The 23,172-nt window shown below is 63.0% G+C and carries 28 protein-coding genes; 17 read left to right on the top strand and 11 right to left on the bottom strand.

The genetic code is table 11. The features are described 5' to 3' along the window. Positions 1 to 24 precede the first annotated feature (24 nt). The 3 genes from U1702_RS00555 to U1702_RS00545 all read left to right on the top strand — a co-directional run bounded on the left by U1702_RS00555 (position 25) and on the right by U1702_RS00545 (position 1,512). Entirely contained in the window at positions 25 to 918 is an 894-nt protein-coding gene (locus tag U1702_RS00555; RefSeq protein ID WP_332721294.1) for an SPFH domain-containing protein, read from the top strand. Between the two features lie 20 nt (positions 919 to 938). After that, the gene (locus tag U1702_RS00550) at positions 939 to 1,148 is read left to right on the top strand and encodes a type II toxin-antitoxin system antitoxin (protein ID WP_332721293.1); all 210 of its coding nucleotides are present in this window, start codon (positions 939 to 941) and stop codon (positions 1,146 to 1,148) included. A 91-nt stretch (positions 1,149 to 1,239) separates the two neighbouring features. Then, entirely contained in the window at positions 1,240 to 1,512 is a 273-nt protein-coding gene (locus tag U1702_RS00545) for a hypothetical protein (RefSeq protein WP_332721292.1), read from the top strand. Between the two features lie 3 nt (positions 1,513 to 1,515). Here U1702_RS00545 and U1702_RS00540 read toward each other — a convergent pair whose 3' ends face one another. The 4 genes from U1702_RS00540 to U1702_RS00525 are packed head-to-tail and all read right to left on the bottom strand — an operon-like array spanning position 1,516 to position 5,754. After that, positions 1,516 to 2,388, bottom strand: coding sequence for a S1/P1 nuclease (locus U1702_RS00540; protein WP_332721291.1), 873 nt, complete (start codon positions 2,386 to 2,388; stop codon positions 1,516 to 1,518). 9 nt (positions 2,389 to 2,397) lie between these two features. Beyond that, positions 2,398 to 3,372, bottom strand: coding sequence for an isoaspartyl peptidase/L-asparaginase family protein (locus U1702_RS00535; RefSeq protein WP_332721290.1), 975 nt, complete (start codon positions 3,370 to 3,372; stop codon positions 2,398 to 2,400). An 8-nt stretch (positions 3,373 to 3,380) separates the two neighbouring features. Beyond that, complete coding sequence (locus tag U1702_RS00530; protein WP_332721289.1) at positions 3,381 to 4,538, bottom strand: acyltransferase family protein; 1,158 nt, start codon at positions 4,536 to 4,538, stop codon at positions 3,381 to 3,383. Between the two features lie 31 nt (positions 4,539 to 4,569). After that, on the bottom strand, positions 4,570 to 5,754 hold the full coding sequence (locus U1702_RS00525) for an acyltransferase family protein (RefSeq protein WP_332721288.1): 1,185 nt from the start codon (positions 5,752 to 5,754) through the stop codon (positions 4,570 to 4,572). A gap of 176 nt (positions 5,755 to 5,930) precedes the next feature. Here U1702_RS00525 and ispG point away from each other — a divergent pair, with 176 nt between their 5' ends. Genes ispG through U1702_RS00510 form a run of 3 tightly spaced genes read left to right on the top strand, consistent with a single transcriptional unit; the run spans position 5,931 to position 7,713 of the window. After that, positions 5,931 to 7,055: a flavodoxin-dependent (E)-4-hydroxy-3-methylbut-2-enyl-diphosphate synthase gene (gene ispG / locus U1702_RS00520; protein ID WP_332721287.1), complete on the top strand. Its 1,125-nt coding sequence runs from the start codon at positions 5,931 to 5,933 to the stop codon at positions 7,053 to 7,055. A 35-nt stretch (positions 7,056 to 7,090) separates the two neighbouring features. Further along, complete coding sequence (locus U1702_RS00515) at positions 7,091 to 7,336, top strand: MraZ N-terminal domain-containing protein (protein ID WP_332721286.1); 246 nt, start codon at positions 7,091 to 7,093, stop codon at positions 7,334 to 7,336. Then, positions 7,333 to 7,713, top strand: coding sequence for a type II toxin-antitoxin system VapC family toxin (locus U1702_RS00510; protein ID WP_332721285.1), 381 nt, complete (start codon positions 7,333 to 7,335; stop codon positions 7,711 to 7,713). Before U1702_RS00515 ends, U1702_RS00510 begins: the two co-directional genes overlap by 4 nt. Before the next feature lie 10 nt (positions 7,714 to 7,723). Here U1702_RS00510 and U1702_RS00505 read toward each other — a convergent pair whose 3' ends face one another. After that, positions 7,724 to 8,371, bottom strand: a complete 648-nt coding sequence (locus U1702_RS00505) for a DUF1345 domain-containing protein (protein WP_332721284.1) — start codon at positions 8,369 to 8,371, stop codon at positions 7,724 to 7,726. 55 nt (positions 8,372 to 8,426) lie between these two features. Between U1702_RS00505 and U1702_RS00500 the strand changes: the two genes are divergently transcribed. From U1702_RS00500 to U1702_RS00485, 4 genes are read left to right on the top strand one after another with little or no spacing between them, the layout of a single operon-like run. Further along, entirely contained in the window at positions 8,427 to 9,167 is a 741-nt protein-coding gene (locus tag U1702_RS00500; RefSeq protein WP_332721283.1) for a hypothetical protein, read from the top strand. Positions 9,168 to 9,212: 45 nt separating this feature from the next. After that, positions 9,213 to 10,112 carry a DMT family transporter gene (locus U1702_RS00495; RefSeq protein ID WP_332721282.1) on the top strand — a complete coding sequence of 300 codons (900 nt, stop codon included), beginning with the start codon at positions 9,213 to 9,215 and terminating at the stop codon, positions 10,110 to 10,112. Further along, positions 10,109 to 10,600 carry a GNAT family N-acetyltransferase gene (locus U1702_RS00490; RefSeq protein WP_332721281.1) on the top strand — a complete coding sequence of 164 codons (492 nt, stop codon included), beginning with the start codon at positions 10,109 to 10,111 and terminating at the stop codon, positions 10,598 to 10,600. The genes U1702_RS00495 and U1702_RS00490 overlap by 4 nt, the downstream gene beginning before the upstream one ends. Continuing rightward, a complete protein-coding gene (locus U1702_RS00485) occupies positions 10,590 to 10,943 on the top strand; it encodes a TfoX/Sxy family protein (protein WP_332721280.1) in 354 nt (117 codons plus the stop codon). The genes U1702_RS00490 and U1702_RS00485 overlap by 11 nt, the downstream gene beginning before the upstream one ends. Here U1702_RS00485 and U1702_RS00480 read toward each other — a convergent pair. Together U1702_RS00480 and ppa are read right to left on the bottom strand one after the other, a co-directional pair. Further along, the gene (locus tag U1702_RS00480) at positions 10,909 to 11,559 is read right to left on the bottom strand and encodes a hypothetical protein (protein ID WP_332721279.1); all 651 of its coding nucleotides are present in this window, start codon (positions 11,557 to 11,559) and stop codon (positions 10,909 to 10,911) included. The genes U1702_RS00485 and U1702_RS00480 overlap by 35 nt on opposite strands. Before the next feature lie 59 nt (positions 11,560 to 11,618). Beyond that, entirely contained in the window at positions 11,619 to 12,158 is a 540-nt protein-coding gene (gene ppa / locus U1702_RS00475; RefSeq protein ID WP_332721278.1) for an inorganic diphosphatase, read from the bottom strand. 193 nt (positions 12,159 to 12,351) lie between these two features. Between ppa and U1702_RS00470 the strand changes: the two genes are divergently transcribed. Then, complete coding sequence (locus U1702_RS00470) at positions 12,352 to 13,668, top strand: methyltransferase family protein (RefSeq protein ID WP_332721277.1); 1,317 nt, start codon at positions 12,352 to 12,354, stop codon at positions 13,666 to 13,668. A 5-nt stretch (positions 13,669 to 13,673) separates the two neighbouring features. On the opposite strand, the gene U1702_RS00465 is transcribed toward U1702_RS00470, so the two are convergent. The 3 genes from U1702_RS00465 to galU form a co-directional block, all read right to left on the bottom strand. Continuing rightward, complete coding sequence (locus U1702_RS00465) at positions 13,674 to 14,075, bottom strand: hypothetical protein (protein WP_332721276.1); 402 nt, start codon at positions 14,073 to 14,075, stop codon at positions 13,674 to 13,676. Beyond that, positions 14,075 to 15,196: a hypothetical protein gene (locus U1702_RS00460; protein ID WP_332721275.1), complete on the bottom strand. Its 1,122-nt coding sequence runs from the start codon at positions 15,194 to 15,196 to the stop codon at positions 14,075 to 14,077. The genes U1702_RS00465 and U1702_RS00460 overlap by 1 nt, the downstream gene beginning before the upstream one ends. Before the next feature lie 75 nt (positions 15,197 to 15,271). Continuing rightward, positions 15,272 to 16,150, bottom strand: a complete 879-nt coding sequence (gene galU, locus U1702_RS00455) for a UTP--glucose-1-phosphate uridylyltransferase GalU (RefSeq protein WP_332721274.1) — start codon at positions 16,148 to 16,150, stop codon at positions 15,272 to 15,274. Between the two features lie 84 nt (positions 16,151 to 16,234). Between galU and U1702_RS00450 the strand changes: the two genes are divergently transcribed. Genes U1702_RS00450 through wecC form a run of 3 tightly spaced genes read left to right on the top strand, consistent with a single transcriptional unit; the run spans position 16,235 to position 19,654 of the window. Next, positions 16,235 to 17,245: an NAD-dependent epimerase/dehydratase family protein gene (locus U1702_RS00450; RefSeq protein WP_332721273.1), complete on the top strand. Its 1,011-nt coding sequence runs from the start codon at positions 16,235 to 16,237 to the stop codon at positions 17,243 to 17,245. Further along, a complete protein-coding gene (gene wecB / locus U1702_RS00445; RefSeq protein ID WP_332721272.1) occupies positions 17,242 to 18,372 on the top strand; it encodes a non-hydrolyzing UDP-N-acetylglucosamine 2-epimerase in 1,131 nt (376 codons plus the stop codon). The genes U1702_RS00450 and wecB overlap by 4 nt, the downstream gene beginning before the upstream one ends. Next, a complete protein-coding gene (wecC, locus tag U1702_RS00440; RefSeq protein WP_332721271.1) occupies positions 18,356 to 19,654 on the top strand; it encodes a UDP-N-acetyl-D-mannosamine dehydrogenase in 1,299 nt (432 codons plus the stop codon). The genes wecB and wecC overlap by 17 nt, the downstream gene beginning before the upstream one ends. 1 nt (position 19,655) lies before the next feature. Here the strand turns inward: wecC and U1702_RS00435 are convergent, their stop codons facing one another. Next, positions 19,656 to 20,645 (bottom strand): M48 family metalloprotease, encoded by a 990-nt coding sequence (locus U1702_RS00435; protein WP_332721270.1) that lies wholly within the window; start codon positions 20,643 to 20,645, stop codon positions 19,656 to 19,658. Between the two features lie 122 nt (positions 20,646 to 20,767). Here U1702_RS00435 and U1702_RS00430 point away from each other — a divergent pair, with 122 nt between their 5' ends. The 3 genes from U1702_RS00430 (at position 20,768) to U1702_RS00420 (ending at position 23,171) form a co-directional block, all read left to right on the top strand. After that, positions 20,768 to 21,559 carry a metallophosphoesterase family protein gene (locus U1702_RS00430; RefSeq protein WP_332721269.1) on the top strand — a complete coding sequence of 264 codons (792 nt, stop codon included), beginning with the start codon at positions 20,768 to 20,770 and terminating at the stop codon, positions 21,557 to 21,559. Between the two features lie 236 nt (positions 21,560 to 21,795). Then, positions 21,796 to 22,038, top strand: coding sequence for a hypothetical protein (locus tag U1702_RS00425; protein ID WP_332721268.1), 243 nt, complete (start codon positions 21,796 to 21,798; stop codon positions 22,036 to 22,038). Between the two features lie 161 nt (positions 22,039 to 22,199). After that, a complete protein-coding gene (locus U1702_RS00420; RefSeq protein WP_332721267.1) occupies positions 22,200 to 23,171 on the top strand; it encodes an NAD-dependent epimerase/dehydratase family protein in 972 nt (323 codons plus the stop codon). The last annotated feature ends 1 nt before the right edge of the window (position 23,172 follow it).

Genomic DNA, 23,172 nt, shown 5'->3' with positions numbered 1-23,172 from the left:
TATCACATTAACGGGGAGGCAAATATGTCGGACTTCAATATCAGCGCGCTCCGCAGCAGCACCGAGCGTCCTGCCTATACCACCAGCGGCTATTTCATGCTGCTGGTCGCGCTCGCCGCATTGGTCGCCGTCATCGCATCTGCGCCCCAGATCGGGGAAGCGGATTGGGCGCCATGGGTGCTGGTCGCGGGATGCGTGGTCCTTAGCTTCGTGTCGGTCGGCTTCTACCTGCTGCAACCGAATCAGGCGGCAGCGATCATGCTGTTCGGCGATTACAAGGGCACCGATCGCACGACTGGCCTGCGCTGGGCATGGCCGTGGCTGGTCAAGAAGAAGATCTCAGTACGCATCCACAACATCACGTCGGAACGGCTGAAGGTGAACGACCTGCGTGGCAATCCGATCGAGATCGCGTCGAACGTGGTATGGCGCGTCGCCGACACGGCACAGGCGCTGTTCGACGTCGACGATTATCGCGAGTTCGTCCACATCCAGATCGAAAGCGCGGTGCGCGCAATCGGATCGCGCTACCCCTATGACGATTTCACCCATGAAGAGATGACGCTTCGCGGCAATGCCGAGCATGTCAGCGACGAATTGCGGATCGAGTTGCAGGAGCGTGTGCTCGCCGCCGGTGTCCATATCGACGAATGCCGCCTCACCCACCTGGCTTATGCGCAGGAAATCGCCCAGTCGATGCTCCGCCGGCAACAGGCCGAGGCGGTGGTCGCTGCGCGGAAAACGTTGGTCGAGGGTGCGGTCGGCATGGTCGAGATGGCGCTCGACCTGCTGTCGGAAAAGAACGTCGTCGAGCTGGATGACGAGCGCCGCGCGGCGATGGTGTCGAACCTGATGGTCGTGCTCTGCTCCGAACGCGACACGCAGCCGGTCGTCAATGCGGGCGGGCTGTACCAGTAACGCCAGCGCCAGTAACGACCATGGCGACCCCACCCAAGAAAGCGTTCCCGCTCCGCCTCGATCCCGCGCTGCATGCGGCGATCGAGCGGTGCGCGGCGACCGATCTGCGCAGCGTCAACGCGCAGGTCGAATGCCTGCTGCGCGAAGCGCTGGCGAAGCGCGGCATCAAACTCGCGGACCCGGTGCGCGCAAAACGCGGCCGACCGCCCAGGCAAGGAGACGACACATGATGATTGCCCTGTTCGCCCGCCGCTCACATCTGCGCTGGCTCGCCGCCGCGTCGGCATTGTTGCTCGGCGTCGGCCTGCTGGTGATGCTGTGATGACGCTTCAGGCCCATCGCGACGCGATGAAGGTGCGCCCCGGCTACTGGTTCGCGCGCAAACTCTATGGTTATGGCGCGACGCCGGTGACGTGGCAGGGCTGGCTGAGTGCGCTCGTCTATCTTGGCATTGTCGGCCTTGCCGCGTGGCTGGCACCGACCACGTTCCTCAAAGTCGGAACGATCGTGCCGATCACGACGGTGTATCTCTATTTCGTGTGGACCCGGACCGATGGCGGCTTCGGCTGGCGCTGGGGACCGGAAAAGAAGTGAGGATCAGCGCTTTGGCTGCTCCGGCGGTGGCGGTCCGAACGCTTCGTCGAGCAGCCGGGCGAGGCGCAGGCCGCCGCGCTGCACCTGCAGACGCAACACAGGCACAAGCTCTTCGATTGCAGCGTCGTCGAGCTTGCCGCGCTCGGGCAAATCGGCACGACAAGGATCGCCGCCATATGCCGCCGCATAGGCTTTATGGGCCACCTGCCAATTCTCGCGGCTCCAGTCCTCGACCGTCCCCGCTCCGGTAAGCAGCTTCTCTTCGGCGGAGTAAGCGACAATCACCGGCGGCGGGGTCGAGATCGCGCGCTCGGCCAACCAGCCGTCCCAGATCGAATGAAGGTTCAGGCGCTCCGGCCCGTAAATCCCGTAATCCGACCGCGCCCGGTTGCCGCCCAGATCGCCCTTGTCCCCGGCATGCAGCGGCTGGTGCAGATCGCCCACGAAATGCACCAGAAACGCGAGCGCCATCACCTTCTCGCGCGCCGGCACGCCCTTGTCCTGCAACAGCTTCACGTCACGTTCGATCTGGGCCGAGACGCAATTCCCGTCCGGGCAATTGCCCTTCAGCGTGAACGGCTTGCAGATGTTCACATTCTGATAGTGCCAATTATAGGCATAGCTGAAGCGCGGTCCCAGCGGCTTGATACAATCGGCCCACACACTCGCCTGCTCGATCGTTTTCGCGGGACATGTCGGCGTCTCCAGCAACGCCTGCCGCGCCAGCAACCGGTCGATCGCCCGCCGCGTTTCGGGCTTTACGTTCTTGTAGGCGATGCTGGCGATCGTCTCATGCCCATATTCCCAATAGGCCAGCGCCGGGGTGGAGACGAGCGATGCCAACAGCGCGACGGCGGCGAGTAGGGTGCGAATCATGCCGCCTTCCTAGTCTTCGTCGCCATAGATCGCCACGACCTTCGCCGCGCCCGCGCTCACCCGCCCGCGATACATGCCCGGCGTGTTGAAGCTCCACGCCATCTCGCCACTTGGCCCGGTAACGATCACGCCGCCGGTGCCACCCAGCGACTTGGTATCCGCCATCACCGCGTCCGCCGCGGCCTTCAGGCTCTCGCCCTTGAAGCGGACACGCGCGCAAATCTCGTGCGCAACGCCCTCACGGATGAAGAACTCCCCGGCCCCGGTCGCAGACACTGCACACGCCCGGTCGTCGGCATAAGTCCCCGCGCCGATCAGCGGCGAATCGCCGATGCGGCCCCAGCGTTTGCCGGTGACGCCGCCGGTCGACGTCGCGGCGGCGACATGGCCCTTTGCATCCATCGCCACCGCGCCGACCGTGCCGTATTTCATGTCGACGTCGAACCAGCTGGTCTTTTGCGCCTTCATCTTCTCCAGCTGCTGGCGACGCTCGTCCGTTCCGAAATAGGAAGGATCGACCTGTGGCAGTCCCTTTTCCACGCTGAACACATCCGCGCCCTTGCCCGCCAGCATCACATGCGGGCTGTCCTCCATCACTTTCCGCGCGAGGCTGATCGGGTTCTTCGTGCGCGTGACCCCCGCAACCGCGCCCGCCCTGCGCTCAGTGCCCTCCATGATCGCGGCGTCGAGTTCGTTCGTACCCTCATAAGTGAACACCGCCCCGCGCCCGGCGTTGAAATGCGGATCATCCTCCAGCACGCGCACCGCCGCCTCGACTGCGTCGAGCGCGCTGCCGCCATCGGCCAGCACCTTGCCACCTGCCGACAACGCCGCGTCCAGCCCGGCGCGCGCTGCCGCCTCGCGCTCGGGGGTCATCTTTGCGCGCTCCAGCAGCCCGGCCCCGCCGTGAATGACGAGCGTCCATTGCGGTTTGGTTTCGGCGACGGCAGGGGCGGACATCAGCAAGGCTCCAATCAGGATCATCAGGCGGTTCATACGGCCTCCGGAACAGGCGTCGGCGCGGGCCGGTCGCGCCGCTCCATGCGCAGGCCGATCAACGGCCGCAACAGCTTCACCTCTCGGCCATAACGGTAAAACAACCAGCACCCGAGCGCGGTCACCGGCACCAGCACGACAAACTCGACCGGCGCGGGCAGACTCAGTTTCAACAGCCAGTACATCGCCACCACGATGATGGTCTGATGGATCAGATAGAAGGGAAACACCGCCTCGGTCAGCATCGGTCGCAGCCGATGGTCGCGATTGAGGAACACCTCCGCAATCCCGATCAGCGCCGCGATCGTCATCCAGCACTGAATATAGCGCGCCGCCAGCATGATCCGTGCGACCACCCAGGGCGGATCGTCGGTATAGGCGATGTCGATCGCGGCGGTCGTCGCGTATCCCGCCAGCCCGATCGCCAGCGCCGGTTTCCATAAGCGCGCGATCCACGCCATCACGCTGCCCGCTCCCGCCAGCGCGAAACCGAACAGGAATGCGGGGAAATAAGCGAGGTGGGCGACGCCATCGTTGATGACATCGTGGCTGTCGCTCCACCGCTGAAAGAACACCACCTGTGTCAGGAGCAGCCAGGCGGTGGGCAGCCACAGCACGCGCGTACCCGCGAACACCCGGTCGAACACCCGCTGCGCGGTGGCGCCACCGGGCAGCAGCGCGATCACGATCAGCGCCAGCGTGTACAACCACAAATAAGCGACGAACCACAGATGGTTCCAGGTCGGCAGGATCAAATGCCCCAGCTTTCCGAAATACCAGTAATGATGAAACCAGAAGGTCAGATAATCGAACCGATATCCAAGCTTGGTTACCAGCTCGACCCAGCTTTGCGGCGGCACGATCACCGCGATGCCGAACGCCAGCGGCACGATCAGCCGCCAGGTGCGGTTCCCGGCGAACGCGCCCGCGCCCTTCGACTTCATCCACAGCGCACGGCTGGCATAGCCGGAGACGAGAAACAGCAAGGTCAGCCGCCAAGGACTGGTGAACAGCATTGGCACCGTCACCCAGTCGGCGGGTGCGGCGGTTTTTACATGATAACCCCATGGCACGAAGACCATGCCGATATGATAGAGGATCAGCAGCCCGAAAGCCCCGATCCGCAACCAGTCCATGCCATAATGCCGTTCCACGCGGGGGCTTTAGCGGGTGTGGACGGCCTTGTCAGGCTGGTTGAGGCGAAACACCTTGAGTCTTGATGGCGGCACGCGGGCCCAGGCCGATCAGCGGCCGTAGCCACCCGATCTCGCGCCCGATCAGATAGAATGCGCTGCACACCAGCGCCGTCCCGGTCAGCAGCACGGCGAACTCGACCCATGCGTTCAATTTCAGCGGCAATGAGAACCACGTAATCAGCACGATCGCGGGCTGATGGATCAGGTAAAAGGGGAATACCGCCTCGGCACAGGTTTTGCGCCAGCGATGGTCGCGGTTCCGGAACCGATCGGCCAGCACGAACAGCACGACCGTCATCGTCCAGCCCATCGCCACTTGCGCCGCGCGCTCGCCTGCCATGATCCAGCGCGACGGCACCGCCTCTCCCGGAAACAGCGTTTCGACCGCGACGACGATTCCACCGGTCAGCAGCGCGATGCCCAGTGCCGGTTTCCACACGCGCTGCAATGCAGGCCACAACGCCGGCGATCCGGCGAGCACGAAGCCGAACAGGAACATCGGAAAATATTGCGCATGTCCCATCCAGTCGCTGAACAGGCCATGATCTTCGGGCACGACGAACATCAGCGCCAGCTTGGCGACGACCAGCCCCGCCATCGGCAGCCACAAGATGCGCCAGCCGATTGCCAGCCACCGCACCAGATACGCCGCGCCACCCTCGAGCCGCACCCGGAATGCGAACAGCGCCGCTGCCAGAATCGCCGTATAGGCCCATAGATAGACGACGAACCACAGATGCTCCCAGCTGGGAAACTCGCGGCCCCAAAACTCGCCCCAGCGCCAGTAATCGCGCGCCCAGAAATGCAGATAGCCGTTCGGATAACCCGCCTCGACCACCCGAATCCACATCTCGACCGGCACCAGCACGGCCATGCCGAACGCCAGCGGCACCAGCAGGCGCAGGTTGCGGGATTTCAGGAATGTGCCGGGATTTCCCGATTTTTCAAACAAGTGGCGTGAAGCAAAGCCCGACACCGCGAACAGCAATGCCAGCCGCCACGGCGTCAGCGCGGACATTGGCGCAATCAGCTCAGGATAGCTGTGGTTGGTCTTGATGACCCAGTCCCACGGCGCGAACACCATGCCGATATGATAGAGGATCAACAGCGCGAACGCCGCGATCCGCAGCCAGTCCAGCCCGTAATGGCGCCCGTTGCGCAGATGTTCGTCCATCGGTGTCACGGGACGCGCTATAAAGGTCGGGCAATCACCAATTGGTTAGCGAAATGCAAGGATCGGTCCGAAATCCGCCATTTCGGCGGCAATTCTGACGCTGCTTTCATCGCAACCGTCGCCTTCCGCTGACGTGCCGGTTCGCGTATAGCGCGGCCAAACCCCGAGGAATCCAGATGTCACTCCGCCCCTGGCGCGATATCACGCGCCGCACCAGCCGCCAGATCATGGTCGGCAACGTTCCCGTCGGCGGCGATGCGCCGGTCACCGTTCAAACGATGACAAACACCCCGACCAGCGATCCGCGCGCGACGATCGACCAGATTCGCCGCTGTGAGGATGCGGGTGTGGACATCATTCGCGTGTCCTGCCCCGACGTCGAATCCACGGCGGCACTGGGCCAGATCGTCCGCGCCGCGCGCGTGCCGATCGTCGCCGACATCCACTTTCACTATAAGCGCGCACTCGAAGCGGCAGACGCGGGCGCCGCGTGCCTGCGCATCAACCCCGGCAATATCGGCAGCGCCGAGCGGGTGAACGAAGTCGTGAACGCGGCGAAGGCCAATGGCTGCGCGATCCGCATCGGCGTGAATGCCGGTTCGCTTGAGAAAGACCTGCTCGAAAAATATGGCGAGCCGTGCCCGGAAGCTTTGGTCGAATCCGCGCTCGACCATATCAAGCTGTTGCAGGACCGCGATTTCCACGACTTCAAGGTCGCAGTAAAGGCGTCCGACCTGTTCCTCGCCGTCGCTGCCTATCAGCAGCTCGCCGAAGTGGTCGATTGCCCACTGCATCTGGGCATCACCGAGGCGGGCGGGTTTGTCGGCGGCGCGGTGAAGAGCGCGATCGGGATCGGTTCGCTGCTGTGGTACGGCATTGGCGACACGATCCGCGTCTCGCTCTCCGCCGAGCCGGAAGAGGAAGTCCGCGTCGGCTTCGAGATTCTCAAGGCGCTGGGCATCCGCAACCGTGGCGTCCGCGTCGTCTCCTGCCCCAGCTGCGCGCGTCAGGGCTTCGACGTGATCCGCACCGTCCAGGCGCTGGAGGAACGCCTCCAGCACATCCGCACGCCGATGTCGCTCAGCGTGCTGGGCTGCGTCGTCAACGGTCCGGGCGAAGCGCGCGAGACCGATATCGGCCTGACCGGCGGCGGCAACGGCAAGCATATGGTTTATCTGTCCGGCGTGACCGATCACACGGTCGAAAGCGCAGACATGCTGGAACACATCGTCAAGCTGGTCGAGGCCAAGGCGGCGGAGATCGAGGCGGCGGATGCTGAGAAGGTACTGGCTGCCGAATAGGGCCTGTGTTAAGTCTCAGGTACTGGAGTCCTAAAATGACCTATCATGCCAAAGTGATTGCCGGTGGCAAGATCGTCATTCCAGCAGAGTTCCGCCGGGATTTGGGTATTCAGGACGGAGATTTCGTTCTGGTCGACCGGTCCCCTACCGGCACACTGACAATCCGGACACATTCGCAGATTATCCGCGAAGGGCAGGAGCGATTTCGCGCCATGCTGAAGCGCCCTTTCACCGTCGATGAGTATATCGCCGAGAAGCGTGCCGACGCAGAGCACGAATGATCTTCGTCCTTGATACCTCGGCAATATTGGCTCTGCTCCTCGATGAACCCGGCACAGCCATGGTCGCTGAAGTTGTCCGAGGTTCGGAACTCTCAGCCGTCAATCACTGCGAGGTCATGTCTAAAATCGCGGAAAATGGCGCGGACCGGGATGAAACCCACCAGATTCTGCTCGACTATGGAATTCGAATTCGTGCGTTTCGGGAGGAGCATGCGCTCGAGGCAGCCCGACTTCGCCCGCTTACCTCGCATCTCGGTCTGTCGCTTGGCGATCGTGCCTGTCTTGCTCAGGGACATTTCAGTGACCGGCCGATCCTCACCGCCGATCGCCGGATGGCGGAAGCGGACGTCGGCCTCGACATCCGCATGATCCGCTGACTATCCGCCCCTACCCACCCAACACGTTGATCGTGAACGCGATCACACCCAGGTTGAACACGAACGCCACCAGCGAATGCGCAGTCACCACCTTGCGCAGCCGCGTCGATCGGATCGACGTGTCGCTGGTCTGAAACGTCATGCCCAGCGTGAAGGCGAAATAGACGAAATCCCAGTAATTCGGTTCGTCGGTGCCAGGAAAATCGAGCCCGCCGGCATCCTTGCCGTCCTCGCCCTTGCTGTAGAACAAATGCGCGTAGTGCAGCGCATAGACGGTGTTGCCGAACAGCCACGTCAGCATCAGCGTGGCGACGATCGCGGCGACCATCCACGCTCCCGGTGCACCCGCTCCGCCGAGTTCGCTGGCGACGGCGGCCAGCACGGCTAGCGTCGTGACCGAGCTGATCGCCAGCAGCATCGCGCGATTGGCGTCGTTGCGTGTCGCAGCGTCGCGCATCACCGGTGCGCCGACATCGCCAAGCAGCGGCAGGCACGCCAGCAGAAACGCCATCGCGGCCAGATCGAACGCCGCCATCCCGCCCGCCGCCCAGCCGAACGTCGCAACGGCGGGAACCCCCGCCACGATCAGAACGACGCAGAACAGCAGGAAGCGCGGCGGCGCGATGCGGTTTCCGATCGACGGGGCTGGACGATCCATGTCGCTGGTATAAGCCTATCCGGCACCGTCGTTCCAGACCGTCGGGGGAGCCGCAATGACCGTTCAGAATACCGCCCAGATGATCCTTGGCTGCCTCAGCGATACGTATCGTCGCGGTTTCATGCTGTTCGCCATCGGCCTCCCCGCCGCAGCGCTCGTTATCGTGCCGGAGTTCGCACAGCATGTGGCGGAAATCCAGAATGGCATGTTCGATAGCCGTGCCGGCGCTCAGGCGTTCGCCAACACGCCGCTGCGCTGGGGCTTCGGCTATGTGAAGCTCGTTGGCCTTGTCCTCGCATTCCTCGCCTGCGCACGTTTCTGGTGGACGCGTGAGCATGGTGGCCGCTGGTGGTGGCCGGGCGAGATCGCCTGGGGTCGCCTGTTCGGCGCCGCCGCGATCATCGCGCTGGTGTCGCTTTCCACTTGGCCGCTGCGAGGGCATGTGCAGGACAACTGGCTCGACATCGCCGATCTGATCCTGTCGCTGCTGACGTTGCCGCTGGTGTTTTACATGCTGTCCGGCCTGTTTGGCGACCGCAGCATTCCATTGTCGGTCATGCTCAAACGCAGCTGGCCCTGGGTGGTTCTGCTCGCGCTCCTGATGATCTTCGCCTTCGCGCCGCCTCAGTTCGTTCATGGCTTGCTTCACAAATGGGCGATCGGCCAGTCGCGCCCGGTGATCTGGGTATTGATGATCGTCGATTCCGTCGTCGTCGGGCTGTTGGCGTCGCTGGTCGGCGCAGCGCTCTACACCGCTTATGACGCGATGGCGCGACGGCTGCGAGCACCCGCATAGACACGGCCATTGCGAACCACGCGCACGGCTTCTAACCGGCATGTCATGTCGCGCACCGCCTCCCCCCTGATCGCGTTCGCGGTCGCGTCGCTCGGCATCGCGATCTTCTCGTCGATGGATGCGGTGATGAAGGGGTTGGTGCTGACGCTTGGCGCATACAATGCGCTGACATGGCGGATGATGGCTGGGGTCGCGGTCAGCGCGGTGCCCTATGCCTTGTCGAAACCCAAATGGCCCGCACGGCATGTCTTGCGGTTGCACATCGTGCGCGCGCTGGTGTCGGCGGTGATGGCCTATCTGTTCTTCTGGGGCCTGGGCCGCGTACCGATGGCTCAGGCGATCGCGCTGTCGTTCATCGCGCCGATCATTGCGCTGTTCCTGGCGGCGATCATCCTGAAGGAGCGGATTACCCGCGTCGCCATCATCGCCACCGTCATGGCGTTCGGCGGCATCCTCGTCATCCTCTACGGTCAGTCACAGGCGCAGCTGGGGCGGGAAGCGTTCTGGGGTGCCATCGCGATCCTCGTTTCCGCCGTCTGCTATGCGTGGAACATCATTTTGATGCGGCAACAGTCGCTGGTGGCCGGCGCGACGGAGGTGGCATTCTTTCAGACCCTGCTGGTCACGATCGTATTCCTGCTCGCTGCGCCGTTTCTGCTGGTGGTCCCGGCGATCGAGCATGCCCCGGCGCTGATCCTCGCCGCCATGCTCGCCACCGCGTCGCTGTTCCTGCTGTCCTGGGCCTATGGACGCGCCGAGGCCAACTATCTCGCGCCCACCGAATATACCGGATTTCTGTGGGCGACCCTGTGGGGTTGGGTCGTGTTCGGCGAGAGCGTATCCTTCTTCACCGTCGCGGGGGCGGCGCTGATCGTCGGCGGCTGCATCATCGCCGCACGACGGCGCGACCACGCCCCCGTGGCCGATACCGAGGCGCAGTTATGATCTCAATCCGCATTGCCACTTCCGACGATTTCGATCTGGTCGCGGCCTTCATCCGCAAGCTGGCCGAGTATGAAAAGCTCGCACATGAAGTCCGCTTCGACGATGCCACGTTGCACCACCATCTGTTCGGCGAACGCCCTGCCGCCGAAGTGCTGATCGGCGAGATCGACGGCGCGCCGGCCGGGTTCGCGCTGTTCTTCCAGACCTTCTCGACCTTTGAGGGCAAGCCCGGCATCTGGCTGGAGGATCTGTTCGTCGAACCGCATGCGCGGGGTTCCGGCTTGGGTCGCGCGCTGCTTTCCCGCCTCGCCGCGCTGGTCATCGAGCGCGGCGGCGCGCGGCTGGAGTGGAACGTGCTCGACTGGAACGAGCTGGGCAAAGGCTTTTACCGCAGCATAGGCGCAGCGCATGTCGACGGGTGGGAGCGCTGGCGGATGCAGGACGACGCCTTGACGGGGCTGGCCGCAGGAAGCGAAAATGGCAGCTGATTCCGCCCTGATCGAGTGGGCGAAGGAAGCGCTGGAGCCGATGGGTGCGATCACCCACCGCGCGATGATGGGTGCGGCGGTGCTCTATTGCGATGGCACCTTATTCGCCGTCGTCGATGACGAGGCGATCTATTTCAAGATGGATACGGTCAGCGCGCCGGTGTGGGACGAAGCGGGCTGCCCGCCTTTCACCTTCATCACAAAGGAGGGCGAGACCGTGTCGATGAACTATCGCCGCGCGCCGGACGACGTTTACGACGATACCGATGCGATGCGCCAATGGGCGACGCTTGGACTTGCGGCAGGACTCAGGGCGCCGGTGAAGAAGAAGCGGGCGAAGTAGCCAGCCCGAGCACACCCGGCCGCAGCGCGCCGATTGCCGCCACGACCAGTAGCGCCCCCCAGGCGACGGTGTGGCCCTTCATCATCGCCGGATCGTGGGGCGCGCGGAACAGATAGACCAGCGCCACCACGCCGCCCGCCGCCATCACGCCCGCCGCGATCTTCGCCGCCAGCGCGCCGCGCCACAGCATCAGCGCGATCATCACCTCGCCCAGTGCCAGCAGCGCGAACTTGGGCCGCACGGTCCAGAACAGGCCGGTAAAGGTCCGCTCATCCCCCGGCAGATTGCCGAGCAGCTTGAACAGGATCAGCCCCTCTATGAAATCCAGCGCGCCCGCGATCATGATGAGGTTGAACGCGACCAGCGCCAGCCCCAAGCTCGCGCGCCGCAGCGCCACCACCGCGCCCAGCAGGAACAGCGTATAGGCGGGGATGAACCCCAGCATGTCCAGCCACAGCGCCTGACGCTGCGCCACGATCAGGCCGCCGGTACACGGCTCGTTGCCGAACAGCGCGGTGACGTCGGAGACGCTGCGAACCAGCTCCAGCGCGATAATCGCACCTGCGCCGCCCGACGGGCCGCACGGGGTGAGGTTCGGCACGCGACCGAACATCACCGACACGGCAAGCGTCGCCAGCCCGGCGAGGGCACAAACCCGCCAGGCGAGCGCCCCGTTCAGGCGGCCTTCGCCTTCTTCGCCGCGTCGATAGCCTCAAGCACGATGCGCTTGGCTTCCTCGGCATCGCCCCATTCGCCGATCCGCACCCACTTTTCGGATTCCAGATCCTTATAGTGTTTGAAGAAATGCTCGATCTGCAACAGCACGATCGACGGCAGATCGCCACGCTCACCGACATCGGTATAATATGGGAAGGTCGTGTCGACCGGCACGCAGATCAGCTTCTCGTCGCCGCCAGCCTCGTCTTCCAGCTTCAGCACGCCGATCGGCCGCGCACGCACTACGCAACCGGGAATGAAGGGCGAGCGCGAGATCACCAGTGCATCCAGCGGATCGCCATCGGGCGACAGCGTGTGAGGGACAAAGCCGTAATTGGCCGGATAGCGCATCGGCGTGTGCAGGATGCGGTCGACGAACAACGCGCCTGACGCCTTGTCGAACTCGTATTTCACCGGCTCGCCACCGGTCGGGACTTCGATGATGACGTTCAGGCTGTGCGGCGGATCGTCGCCGACAGGAATCATGTCGATGCGCATGTATTTCTTCCTCTGTTGGTTCGGCGATCCCGTCATCGCGGGACTTTCAGCCGATCCAGGCACCCTCTCCGGCCCCTTTGTTGCCGCGCGGATAGCGCAGGCTTTCAGGAGTGTCGATGGCTAGTTGGCAATCGCGGCGCGTGCCCAAACAGCCTTCACGGCTTGCTTACCATTTTACCGCTATGCGGGCGTCATGTATCACGACACCGCGCTCGCCCGGCAAATTCAGGCCGATCCGCGTCCCAAATCGGCGGTCAGTGGCGGCGTGGGCCTTGCCGGTCTGGTCGGCATGGTCATCTGGCTCGGCGTTGCCCGCCACTATGGCCTGGACGGCCCGTTCGGCGCGCTGGTCAATCTGCTCGCGTGCGGTATTCCGATGGTGCTGTGGGCGGTGTTCGTGGACAAGGTCCACCGCAACCCGACCACCGGCGTGAAATGGGAGAATCCCCGCCCGCTCAGGGAAACGCTCGATATCTCGATCACCAAGATCGCCGGGCTGTGGCTGACCTGGGGCGGGATCGCGTTCATCTATTCGGTGTGTCGCTTTTACTGGGAAGGCAATTTCGCCTTCGCCATGTGGTGTTTCCAGATGGCGGCACCGGCAGTGTTCCTGCTCTCCATCCCCTATGTCATGTGGATCGACCGGCGGCTGGAAAAGCCCAAGGACGGCGCGTGGAATCTGGGCGCATGGCTGCTCGGCGCAAAGGAAGAACTGGACCGCGAGGCGATCCACAACCATTTGCGCAGCTGGGCGGTGAAGGCGTTCTTCCTCGCCTTCATGCTCGCCATCGTCCCGCCGGGTTTCGGCGCGTTCATCCGCGCGAGCAGCGATGGCATCCTGCATAATCCGGTGGCGCTGGCCAATTGGCTCATCACCGGCATGTTCATGATCGACGTGGCGTTCGCCACGGTCGGCTATGTCCTGACGTTTCGCCCGCTCGACAGCCATATCCGCACCGCCAATCCCTATGCGGCGGCATGGGCGGCGGCGCTGATCTGCTATCCGCCGTTCATCATGATGGGGACTGGCGGGCCGCTCGATTATCACCCCGGCACCTCGGACTGGACGCAGTGGCTGGCGGGCTATGACGTGTTGCTGTGGATCATGGGCGCGGTGCTGGTCGCGCTGACGGCGATCTATGCCTGGGCGACGATGGCGTTCGGCTTCCGCTTCTCGAACCTCACCCATCGCGGCATCATTACGCATGGCCCGTACAGCTGGACGCGCCACCCGGCCTATGTGTCGAAGAATTTGTTCTGGTGGCTGTCAACCTGCCCGCTGATCGTCACCACCGGCAGTTTGGTCGACGCCATCCGCGCCACCGCATTGCTCGGCGTGGTCAGCGCCGTCTATTACTGGCGCGCCAAGACCGAGGAACGCCATCTGGGCGCAGACCCGGCGTACCGCGAGTATAGCGAGTGGATGGAGCGGAATGCACCGATCCCGCGGTTTGTGGCGTGGGTGACGGGGCGGCAGTTCACGCCGGGATATGCGGGTTCTGAAACTTGAGCGCGTCAGTCACCGCTAGTCCGACCCTCATCGTCTTTCAGCTTCTCCTCGACCCGGCGCTTGCGCGCGTCCTGAACAATTTCCTCTATTTCCCAAATAAGCTTGCAGCCCTCCAGCGTCTTACCGTTGCTCTCGTCAGGATCGGCTTCGAATAGCGCCTTCGCCCGCGCAGCAAGGTCGACCAGACGCGCATAACGGTCCTCGTCCAGTTTCTCGCGAACCTTGTCGAAAGCGGCAAGGAGCACGGCAAACTCCGTGTCGATACTTTGGTTTGGATAGAAGCCCGTATCATCCACGAATGTCGGTGCCCCACCGATTAAGCCTGCGAGGAAGTCATGGATCTCGCTCAACGATTCTGGGATATATGGCTCAGGATTATGATATGAATTGACGTTAGAGTCGCTCATCACTTTCTCTCCGGTCGAGTGATAACATATGTGTGGTCGGCCCCGACCTGCCGAGGGCGAATAATAATCACATGCGTTGGTCTGAAATCCGTACCAAAGAAACCTTGAACTTGTGGCGTCTTCAGGTTCTTCGGCGTCAAAGTCACATCAAACGCGATGCTGCCTACCCGCGCGTCTGGCAGTCGGTAGGTCAACTCGCTGCCCGAACTATCGTTCTCGCGGCGGTTTACGCGAACTAAGCCCCTTCCCGCAGCTTCGACCCCATGCAGCTTATATAGCTTACGCAGATCATGCCGCACTCTCTGGTCGATATAGTTTCCCAACGCTTCTTGCGGTGAGAGCCGTATTGGCAACTTGCCCGCCCGCAATAGCGACACACCCTCGCTATAAGCACGATCAGCGCGCTCCTGAATGAACCGTAGCGTCTCAACCTGAAGGGGCCGTAACTCTGCCTTTGCTCGTACGAGTGCGGCGGCGCGTGTCCAACGCAGATGATTCAACTGATTCATCTGCCCTTGGAAAGTTTGCGGAAAACCAAAAGAATCATACCGGTATCCCGGCTCGGTCGCCCTGATCTGCTCGATCAGCACATTCGACCAGTTCTGCACGATTGCAGCATTGGCCGCACGCGACGGGCCTGACAAATCAAAGATATTGTCCGCCACCGCAACCACCGCGCCGCCGGGGGAATTCCGTAGCCCGGGAAACACCTGCTCCAGCGTCATTGGATCCTGGAATGCAAGACTGTTGCTACCGCGATTCGGCCGCCACCCGCGTGAAACCTGTTCCAATTGTGCAGGTTCATCCGTCCTGTAAACAGCATCGAAAAGCGGTGCGCTTTGCACATGGTTGGACGGCGTGACCAGCGCTGGCTGCGTTTCAGATCTTACGGATTGGATAGCCGAACCAGCCGCGCGCTGCGTCCCGCGCCGTCTATGTGAAATAGTCACTCGACTTAGCGAGCGCGGGCCGCCCGGCGCAAAAGTGAACTGTCCGTTGCGTGGGTCGTGATAGGGATTGAACTTGACCTCAACATCATTCGCATCCGGGTCACCGGGCCAAAGTCCTGTCCGTATCCACTGCGAAAATGCGTATCGCTGCCCCTGTGTCGAAATATCCATACCGCTGCCTCATTCCGAATAGCGGTGAGAACATATCAGCAACATTTTCCAACAAGTCAACCGATTTTGGCAGATTTATCCCAACAACCCCTTCGCAAACGCCCGCACCGCTGGCCCGATATCCTCGCGGCTCAGCGCCAGCGCGAGGTTCGCCTGCGCGTAGCCCGCCTTGTCGCCGCAATCATAGCGCGTGCCCTGAAACGTCACGCCGTGGAACGCCTGTCCTTCGATCATCCGCGCCATTGCGTCGGTCAGCTGGATCTCACCGCCTGCGCCCTTTTCCTGACCTTCCAGCACGCGCATCACTTCGGGTTGCAGGATATAGCGCCCGATCACCGCCAGATTGGACGGTGCGGTCCCGGCCTGGGGCTTTTCGACCAGACCCAGCACCTGCGTCAGCGTGCCGTCGCGCGTGCCGGGGGTGATGATGCCGTATTTGTCGGTCTGCTCGTCGGCCACTTCCTGCGCGCAGATCAAATTGCCGCCGACCCGGTTATACGCCTCGACCATCTGTTTCAGGCAGCCGGGCTGGCCGAGGTCGCCGACCATGAAATCATCGGCCAGCAGCACCGCGAACGGCTCGTCGCCGACGATGTCGCGGGCGCACCACACGGCATGGCCAAGGCCCATCGGCTCCTGCTGCCGCACATAGGCAACCGCGCCGGGCTTCAGTCGCGTCGCATCCAGCACCTCAAGCGACTTGCCGCGCGCGGACATCGTCGTTTCCAGCTCATAGGCGATGTCGAAATGATCCTCGATCGCGCTCTTGCCCCGTCCGGTGACGAAGATCATCTGCTCGATCCCAGCCTCGATCGCCTCGTCCACCGCGTACTGGATCAGCGGGCGATCAACGACCGGCAGCATTTCCTTGGGCAGCGCCTTGGTCGCTGGGAGGAAACGGGTGCCGAGTCCGCCAACGGGGAATACGGCCTTGCGCAGGGGCTTGATGGTCATTCCCCGCGCTTAGCCGAACGCGCGGCGCGGGCAAAGCGCTGGACTTAACGGCGGCGTAACGGCAACCGGTATAGGGCCATGCCGATGAACGACTTCGCCAACCGCCGCATCCTCGTCACCGGCTCGGCCGGGTTTATCGGGTTCCACACCGCGCTACGGCTGCTGGAGGCGGGCGCAACGGTATTGGGCATCGACAATTTCGCGCCCTATTACGACGTGTCGCTGAAAGAGCGCCGCAACGCGATCCTGACCGAACATCCCGGCTTCAACCTCGCGCGTCTATCGATCGAGGATGCCGACACGCTAGGCGCGGCGTGGCGGGATTTTGCGCCCGACACCGTCATCCATCTCGCCGCTCAGGCCGGCGTGCGTTATTCGATCGAGCATCCCGCCGACTATATGGCGGCGAACATCACCGGCAGTTTCAACCTGCTGGAGCTGGCGCGGCATCACCCGGTGCGCCACTTCCTCGCCGCCTCGACCAGCTCGGTCTATGGCGCGAATACCGACATGCCGTTTGCGGAGACGCAGCGAACGCAGACACCGATGAGCCTGTATGCCGCGACCAAAGCCTCGACCGAGCTGATCGCGCACAGCTACAGCCATTTGTTCGGGATACCGGCGACGTTCTTCCGCTTTTTCACCGTCTATGGCCCATGGGGGCGGCCCGATATGGCGCTGTTCAAGTTCGCCAAGGCGATGCTGAACGACGAGCCGATCGACATCTACAACAATGGCCAGATGGTGCGCGATTTCACCTATGCCGGCGATCTCGTCACCGCGCTGATCGCGCTGATCGATGTCGTGCCGGGGAGCAAGCCGGTCTCGGGCGACAGCCTGTCCCCCGTCGCGCCCTTCCGCACCGTCAATATCGGCGGCGGCAAGCCGGTGCCGCTGATGGATTATGTCGCGGCACTTGAGGGCGCGATGGGCCGCGAGGCGCGCAAGAACTTCATGCCGATGCAGCCGGGCGACGTCCCCGCGACCGAGGCGTCGCCGGAGTTGCTGCGGAACCTGATCGGATTCGTTCCCACCACCGATGTGCGGGAGGGCGTGCAGGCGTTCGTCGATTGGTATCGGGAGTTTTACGCATGACGAACGCAAAAATCCTGGTGATTTTCGGCACCCGGCCCGAGGCGATCAAGCTCTTCCCGGTCATCCGCGCGCTGGCCGAAACGCAGGGGCTCACGGTTCGGACCTGCGTGACGGCGCAGCATCGCGGACTGCTGGATCAGGTGTTGTCGATCGCGGGCCTGACCCCCGATATCGACCTCGACCTGATGGAGCCGGGTCAGTCGCTCGACCGCCTGACCGCGCGTCTGCTGACCGGGCTGGGCGAAGTAATGGATGCGGAGAAGCCGGATCGCGTGCTGGTGCAGGGCGATACGGCCACCGCGATGGTCGGCGCGTTGGCGGCCTATTACCGCAAAATTCCGGTCGGCCATGTCGAGGCGGGGCTGCGCTCGGGCGACATCTGGCAACCCTGGCCCGAGGAGGTGAACCGCCGCATCGTCGCGCCCATCGCCGACCAGCATTTCGCGCCGACCGAAACCGCCGCTGATGCTTTGCGCCGTGAGAATATCGATCCCGCCACGATCCATGTCACCGGCAACACGGTGATCGACGCGCTGCTGGCGACACAGGCGCGCATTGCCGCCGAACCCGCGCTTGCCGCTGGCCTCGATCCCATCGCCGAACGGTTTGCGGGCAAGCGCCTGATCCTCGTCACCACCCACCGGCGCGAGAATTTCGGTGGGGGCATGGAATCGATCGCCACCGCGATTCGCCAAATCGCCGACCGGACGGATACGGCCATCCTGTTTCCAATGCACCCCAACCCTAATGTCGTGTCCGTTATGGACGCAGTGCTGGGCGACCGGCCCAATGTCGCGCGGATCGAACCGCTCGATTATCCCAATTTCATCCGCGCGCTCGACCTGTGCGAAATCGTGCTGAGCGATTCGGGCGGTGTGCAGGAAGAAGCGCCTGCCCTCGGCAAACCAGTGCTGGTCATGCGTGAGACCACCGAACGCCCCGAAGGCGTCGTCGCGGGCACCGCAAAGCTTGTCGGCACCGACGCGGCGCGTATCGTTTCCGAAATATCAACCCTGTTGGACGACAAGGCTGCCTATTCGGCAATGGCCCGCGCCCACAATCCGTTTGGCGACGGCCATGCCTCGGCACGGATTGCAAGGGTCGTCGCACATGGATTCGGGTTCTGAACTCACGGTCGCCGTACTGGGTCTGGGCTATATCGGACTACCAACGGCGGCGGTGATCGCCCGCACCGGCGCGATGGTGCTGGGCATCGATGTCCACCAAAGCGTCGTCGACACGGTCAATGCGGGCAAGGTTCATATCGAGGAAGTCGACCTCGACGGCCTCGTCTCCGGCGTGATCGCGCGGGGCACGTTGCGCGCCTCGACCCAGATCGAGCCATCGGACGTGTTCCTGATCGCCGTCCCCACCCCCTTTGCCGAGGATCACGCGCCGAACATCGGCTATGTGCTTCAGGCCGCGACGACGGTGGCGACGGTGCTGAAGGCGGGCGACACCGTCATCCTCGAATCGACCTCACCGGTCGGCACCACCGAGAAGGTCGCGGCGTTGCTGAACCAGCTTCGCCCGGACCTGAAAATCCCCGGCCATTGCATCGGCACCGCGGACGTTGCCATCGCTTATTGCCCCGAGCGCGTGCTGCCTGGCCGCATCCTGATCGAGCTGATCGAGAATGACCGCGTGGTCGGCGGCGTCACGCCACGGTGCGCGCGTAAGGCGCTGCAATTCTATCGCCGCTTCGTTCGCGGGGCGTGCGTCACGACGACGGCCAAGGCGGCGGAGATGACCAAGCTCACCGAAAACGCATTCCGCGACGTCAACATCGCCTTTGCCAATGAGCTGTCGATCGTGGCGGACGGCATGGGCATCGACGTGTGGGAGGTCATCCGCCTCGCCAATCGCCATCCGCGCGTGAACATCCTGTCGCCCGGCCCCGGCGTCGGCGGGCATTGCATCGCCGTCGATCCATGGTTTCTGGTCGCCGCCGACCGTGCCAACACCCCGCTGATCCGCACGGCGCGCGAAGTGAATGACGGCAAGATTGCTTATTCGGTCGAGCGCGCCGAACAGCTGATTGCCGAATTGCCGGGCGCCCCGGTCGCGTGCCTCGGCCTCGCGTTCAAGGCGAATATCGACGATTTCCGCGAAAGCCCGGCGCTGCATGTCGCTGAGGCGCTGGCCGCTCGCCACGGGTCTCGCATTCGCATCGTCGAGCCCTATGCCGCGTCGCTCCCGCCGACGCTGGCCGACACCGGCGCGGTGCTGACCGATATCGACACCGCGCTGGAGACGTGCCCGATCATGATCGTGCTGGTCGATCACGACGTGTTCCGCTCGGTCCCGCTGGCCGAACGCACCGACAAGATCATCTATGACACGCGCGGCATCTGGCCCGACCAGCCTGCACGCGGCGATGCCCCCGGTGCCCTGCGTCTCGCCGTATAGTTTAGCGCGCGCGCACCAGCAGCGGCTGCCACTTGCCGTCGAGCGGCTTGTCGCGGTCGGCAAGGAAGGCGGGCGGTGTCGCAACGCCGCCACTGGCTGCAATCCGCACCGCTTCGGCCTCGATCGTCGCCGCGCGGTCCTTGAAGGCCGGGTGCGAACGGCTGCGGATCTTCAGGCCCAGCAATGCCGGCCCCGCATCGCGCCAGAATTGCGCAGCAGCATTCGCGTCATAGCCGGCGCGGACGAGCAAATGCGCGGACAGGATATCGGCCTGAATCTCCGCTTGCCTAAAATAGCCGACATTGCGCCCGAACCCCGACGCGATCCCGAAACTCAGGCCGGCCGCCGCCAGCCGCTCTCGATGCCGCAGGATATTATGTGCCAGTTCGTGCGCCACCACGCCCCGCACCCTCTCCACACCATATTCATCGATATATTTGGAGGTGATCTGCACCATTTCGCCATTGGCTCGCGTGTCGAACATATTGGCGATCCGCAATTCATAGCGGCTGCGGCATGCCGGCACGGGGCGCACGGTCAGCTCGATGCGTGCACCTGCGCGGGACAGGACAAGCTTCACCGGCTGATCGGATGGCAGCAGGGCGATCGCCGCGACATAGCTGGCCAACTGTGCGGTCGGTTCGGCGCCGGACGGCGGCTCGGCCGGGACCAGCCCGCCGATGCTGACCACAGTGTCGTCCTGACGGACCCCCGCTGCGGCGGCCGGACTGCCGGGGACGACGCCCTCGACCGCGACCGACCCTGCGAATCGGAAATGCCCACGCACCGACTCGCGAACTTTCACGTCATATTGGGCCAGCGTGTGCAACTGGATGCCCAACCCGGGCTCCAGCCGGTCGCAGAGTGGGGCATTGGCCGTGCTCAGTTCAAAGCCGGTGGTCGCCAGCACCATGTCCGCCGCGCGAATCGCCTCAAACAAGGCCGCATCGCCGCCCTGCGCACGCGCAACTGCGGCCGTACCGAGGGCCATGCTCAGGAGCGTCAGCCACAGGATCGCAATTCGCCGCCGGATCATGGACTTGCCTATGGCCGATCACGGTTGCATGGGGAAGTCGGGCGCGTCCATTGCCCGAATGAATCGAAAATCTAGCCATGCTCCGTCGGCTCCTTTCTGCTTTTGCGCCCGAACCCGCGCCCGTCACGACTCCGGTCGGTGCGGTGCCGCCGGGTCAGCGCGTCTATGCGGTCGGCGATATTCATGGTCGGCTGGACTTACTCGACGATCTTCTCGTGCGAATCGAAGCAGATGACGCCACGCGCGCACCGATGGAAACGACGCTGATCTTCCTGGGCGACCTGGTCGATCGTGGTCCCGATTCGGCACAAGTGGTTCAGCGGTTACTGGATCTTTCCCGCGAATCCCCGTCGATCCGCTTTCTCCTGGGCAATCATGAGGAGGTGTTTCTCAAGGCGCTGGCGGGTGAGAAAGGCGCGTTGCCGTTTTTTATCAAGATCGGCGGCAAGCCGACGACACTGAGCTATGGAATCACCGAGGATGAGTATCTGGACAGCGATTATCCGGCATTGCTCGATTTGCTTCAGGCCCGCGTTCCCGGGGCGCATATCGACTTCATCTCTCGATTCGAGGACGTTATCGTCATCGGGGACTATGCCTTTGTCCATGCCGGGATAAAGCCCGATCTGCCGCTCGATCGCCAGAATATCGCGGCGCTGCGCTGGATTCGTGAAGAATTTCTGGGTCACGACCAGCCCCTGGAAAAAGTGGTCGTTCACGGTCACACGATTTCCACCGAGGTCGAGGAGCGCGTGTGCCGAATCGGACTCGATACCGGGGCCTATGCGTCCGGTCGGCTCACCGCGATGGGGTTTGAAGCGTCAGATCGCTGGATTTTGCAGACAAAAGGCACTTCCACGAAGTTTTAACCCCTTGGCGACATGGGTGCGGTGCAGTATAAAACGACTGAACTTGTCGGTGTTTGTTCGCCGCAACGTGTCGGAAAAGAGGCTTGCGAGTCACGGAACCGAAACGTTGCTGTGTTGTTCAGGCAACGGTCGTTCAGAGTTTCGGCAAGTTGGGGTTTCTCGGTTGCGAGCGTTAGTGGCCTGTGCCATATGGCGAGCGTGCTGAACCCCGGGAATTGAAAAGAGGGAGTTTTAAGATGCGGTTGGCAAAGATGATGATGGCCGTTGCGGCCTGTTCGCTCGCGGCGACTCCGGTGCTGGCCGCACCTGCAGCGTCGAAGCTGTCGGTTTCGGCTTCGAAGTCGGTACGTGGTTCGACCACGGCCGGTGAGTCGAACGAAGGTACTGGCGGATTTATCATTCCTGCGATTGCGATCATCGCGATCATCCTCGGCATCCTGGTGGCTGTCGATGAAGAGGACGAGCCGCAGAGCCCGTAAGCTCTGAAGCTTTGAATTTTACGAAATGGCGGTCCTTGGGCCGCCATTTTTGTTCGCGCGGCGCGCGCAATTGACTTTGACTCTCTGTGCGAATGCACGGGCGAGGTCTCCCAGCCCTGTTCATCAGTGCTGGGTTCAATCCCAGATAAGGAACACGATACGTGACCAAGACTGCTCTCGTGTGCGGTGCCGGTGGTTTCATCGGCGGGCACCTGGTCAAGCGGCTGAAGCAAGAAGGCTTCTGGGTGCGCGGCGTGGACCTGAAATTCCCCGAATTCGATGAGACCCAAGCCGACGATTTCGTGATCGGCGACTTGCGCGACCAATCGGTGTGCGATCGCGTGATCGACCGCCGCTTTGACGAGGTCTATCAGCTCGCCGCCGATATGGGCGGTGCCGGCTACATCTTCACTGGCGAGCATGATGCTGACATCATGCACAATTCGGCGACGATCAACCTCAACGTCGCCGATCGTGCGCACAAGCGGAACATCCGCACCGTGTTTTACTCGTCGTCGGCGTGCATGTACCCGGCCTATAATCAGGAAGATCCGGACAACCCCAATTGCGTCGAAAGCTCGGCCTATCCCGCCGCGCCCGACAGCGAATATGGCTGGGAAAAGCTGTTCAGCGAGCGCCTGTTCCTCGCCTATAACCGCAACCACGGCATGGCCAACCGAGTCGCGCGTTATCATAACATCTTCGGCCCACAGGGTACGTGGCAGGGCGGCAAGGAGAAGGCACCCGCCGCAGTGTGCCGCAAGGTTGCATCTGCACCGAACAATGGCGAGATCGAAATCTGGGGCGACGGCAAGCAGACCCGCTCGTTCCTGTTCATCGACGAATGCATCGAGGGTACGTTGCGCCTGACCCGCTCCAATTTCGAGGGTCCGGTGAACATCGGCTCCGACGAGATGGTGACAATCAACCAGCTGGTCGACATCGTGTCGGACATTGCGGGTAAGACGCTGTACAAGAACCATATTCCGGGGCCGGAAGGTGTTCGCGGTCGCAATTCCGACAATCATCTGATTCAGGAAAAGCTCGGCTGGAAGCCCAGCGCGACGCTGCGTTCGGGCCTCGAAAAATCCTATGCCTGGATCGAGCACGAATTGCGCCGCAACGCCGCCTGAC

The organism is Sphingomonas sp. LT1P40, assembly GCF_036663835.1.
Classification (GTDB): domain Bacteria; phylum Pseudomonadota; class Alphaproteobacteria; order Sphingomonadales; family Sphingomonadaceae; genus Sphingomonas.
Note: the sequence above shows the minus strand (reverse complement) of the source record. Positions and strands in the feature narration are given on the sequence as shown.

Excerpts from the sequence above, each read along its gene's own strand:
- U1702_RS00505 (WP_332721284.1), bottom strand. The coding sequence starts at position 8,371 with ATGGATCGTCCAGCCCCGTCGATCGGAAACCGCATCGCGCCGCCGCGC.
- U1702_RS00500 (WP_332721283.1), top strand. The coding sequence starts at position 8,427 with ATGACCGTTCAGAATACCGCCCAGATGATCCTTGGCTGCCTCAGCGAT.
- U1702_RS00425 (WP_332721268.1), top strand. The coding sequence starts at position 21,796 with ATGCGGTTGGCAAAGATGATGATGGCCGTTGCGGCCTGTTCGCTCGCG.
- U1702_RS00550 (WP_332721293.1), top strand. The coding sequence starts at position 939 with ATGGCGACCCCACCCAAGAAAGCGTTCCCGCTCCGCCTCGATCCCGCG.
- U1702_RS00465 (WP_332721276.1), bottom strand. The coding sequence starts at position 14,075 with ATGAGCGACTCTAACGTCAATTCATATCATAATCCTGAGCCATATATC.
- U1702_RS00545 (WP_332721292.1), top strand. The coding sequence starts at position 1,240 with ATGACGCTTCAGGCCCATCGCGACGCGATGAAGGTGCGCCCCGGCTAC.
- U1702_RS00490 (WP_332721281.1), top strand. The coding sequence starts at position 10,109 with ATGATCTCAATCCGCATTGCCACTTCCGACGATTTCGATCTGGTCGCG.
- U1702_RS00460 (WP_332721275.1), bottom strand. The coding sequence starts at position 15,196 with ATGGATATTTCGACACAGGGGCAGCGATACGCATTTTCGCAGTGGATA.
- U1702_RS00515 (WP_332721286.1), top strand. The coding sequence starts at position 7,091 with ATGACCTATCATGCCAAAGTGATTGCCGGTGGCAAGATCGTCATTCCA.
- U1702_RS00485 (WP_332721280.1), top strand. The coding sequence starts at position 10,590 with ATGGCAGCTGATTCCGCCCTGATCGAGTGGGCGAAGGAAGCGCTGGAG.
- U1702_RS00450 (WP_332721273.1), top strand. The coding sequence starts at position 16,235 with ATGAACGACTTCGCCAACCGCCGCATCCTCGTCACCGGCTCGGCCGGG.
- ppa (WP_332721278.1), bottom strand. The coding sequence starts at position 12,158 with ATGCGCATCGACATGATTCCTGTCGGCGACGATCCGCCGCACAGCCTG.
- galU (WP_332721274.1), bottom strand. The coding sequence starts at position 16,150 with ATGACCATCAAGCCCCTGCGCAAGGCCGTATTCCCCGTTGGCGGACTC.
- U1702_RS00435 (WP_332721270.1), bottom strand. The coding sequence starts at position 20,645 with ATGGCCCTCGGTACGGCCGCAGTTGCGCGTGCGCAGGGCGGCGATGCG.
- U1702_RS00535 (WP_332721290.1), bottom strand. The coding sequence starts at position 3,372 with ATGATCCTGATTGGAGCCTTGCTGATGTCCGCCCCTGCCGTCGCCGAA.
- wecB (WP_332721272.1), top strand. The coding sequence starts at position 17,242 with ATGACGAACGCAAAAATCCTGGTGATTTTCGGCACCCGGCCCGAGGCG.
- U1702_RS00495 (WP_332721282.1), top strand. The coding sequence starts at position 9,213 with ATGTCGCGCACCGCCTCCCCCCTGATCGCGTTCGCGGTCGCGTCGCTC.
- U1702_RS00525 (WP_332721288.1), bottom strand. The coding sequence starts at position 5,754 with ATGGACGAACATCTGCGCAACGGGCGCCATTACGGGCTGGACTGGCTG.
- ispG (WP_332721287.1), top strand. The coding sequence starts at position 5,931 with ATGTCACTCCGCCCCTGGCGCGATATCACGCGCCGCACCAGCCGCCAG.
- wecC (WP_332721271.1), top strand. The coding sequence starts at position 18,356 with ATGGATTCGGGTTCTGAACTCACGGTCGCCGTACTGGGTCTGGGCTAT.
- U1702_RS00540 (WP_332721291.1), bottom strand. The coding sequence starts at position 2,388 with ATGATTCGCACCCTACTCGCCGCCGTCGCGCTGTTGGCATCGCTCGTC.
- U1702_RS00510 (WP_332721285.1), top strand. The coding sequence starts at position 7,333 with ATGATCTTCGTCCTTGATACCTCGGCAATATTGGCTCTGCTCCTCGAT.
- U1702_RS00470 (WP_332721277.1), top strand. The coding sequence starts at position 12,352 with ATGTATCACGACACCGCGCTCGCCCGGCAAATTCAGGCCGATCCGCGT.
- U1702_RS00555 (WP_332721294.1), top strand. The coding sequence starts at position 25 with ATGTCGGACTTCAATATCAGCGCGCTCCGCAGCAGCACCGAGCGTCCT.
- U1702_RS00430 (WP_332721269.1), top strand. The coding sequence starts at position 20,768 with ATGCTCCGTCGGCTCCTTTCTGCTTTTGCGCCCGAACCCGCGCCCGTC.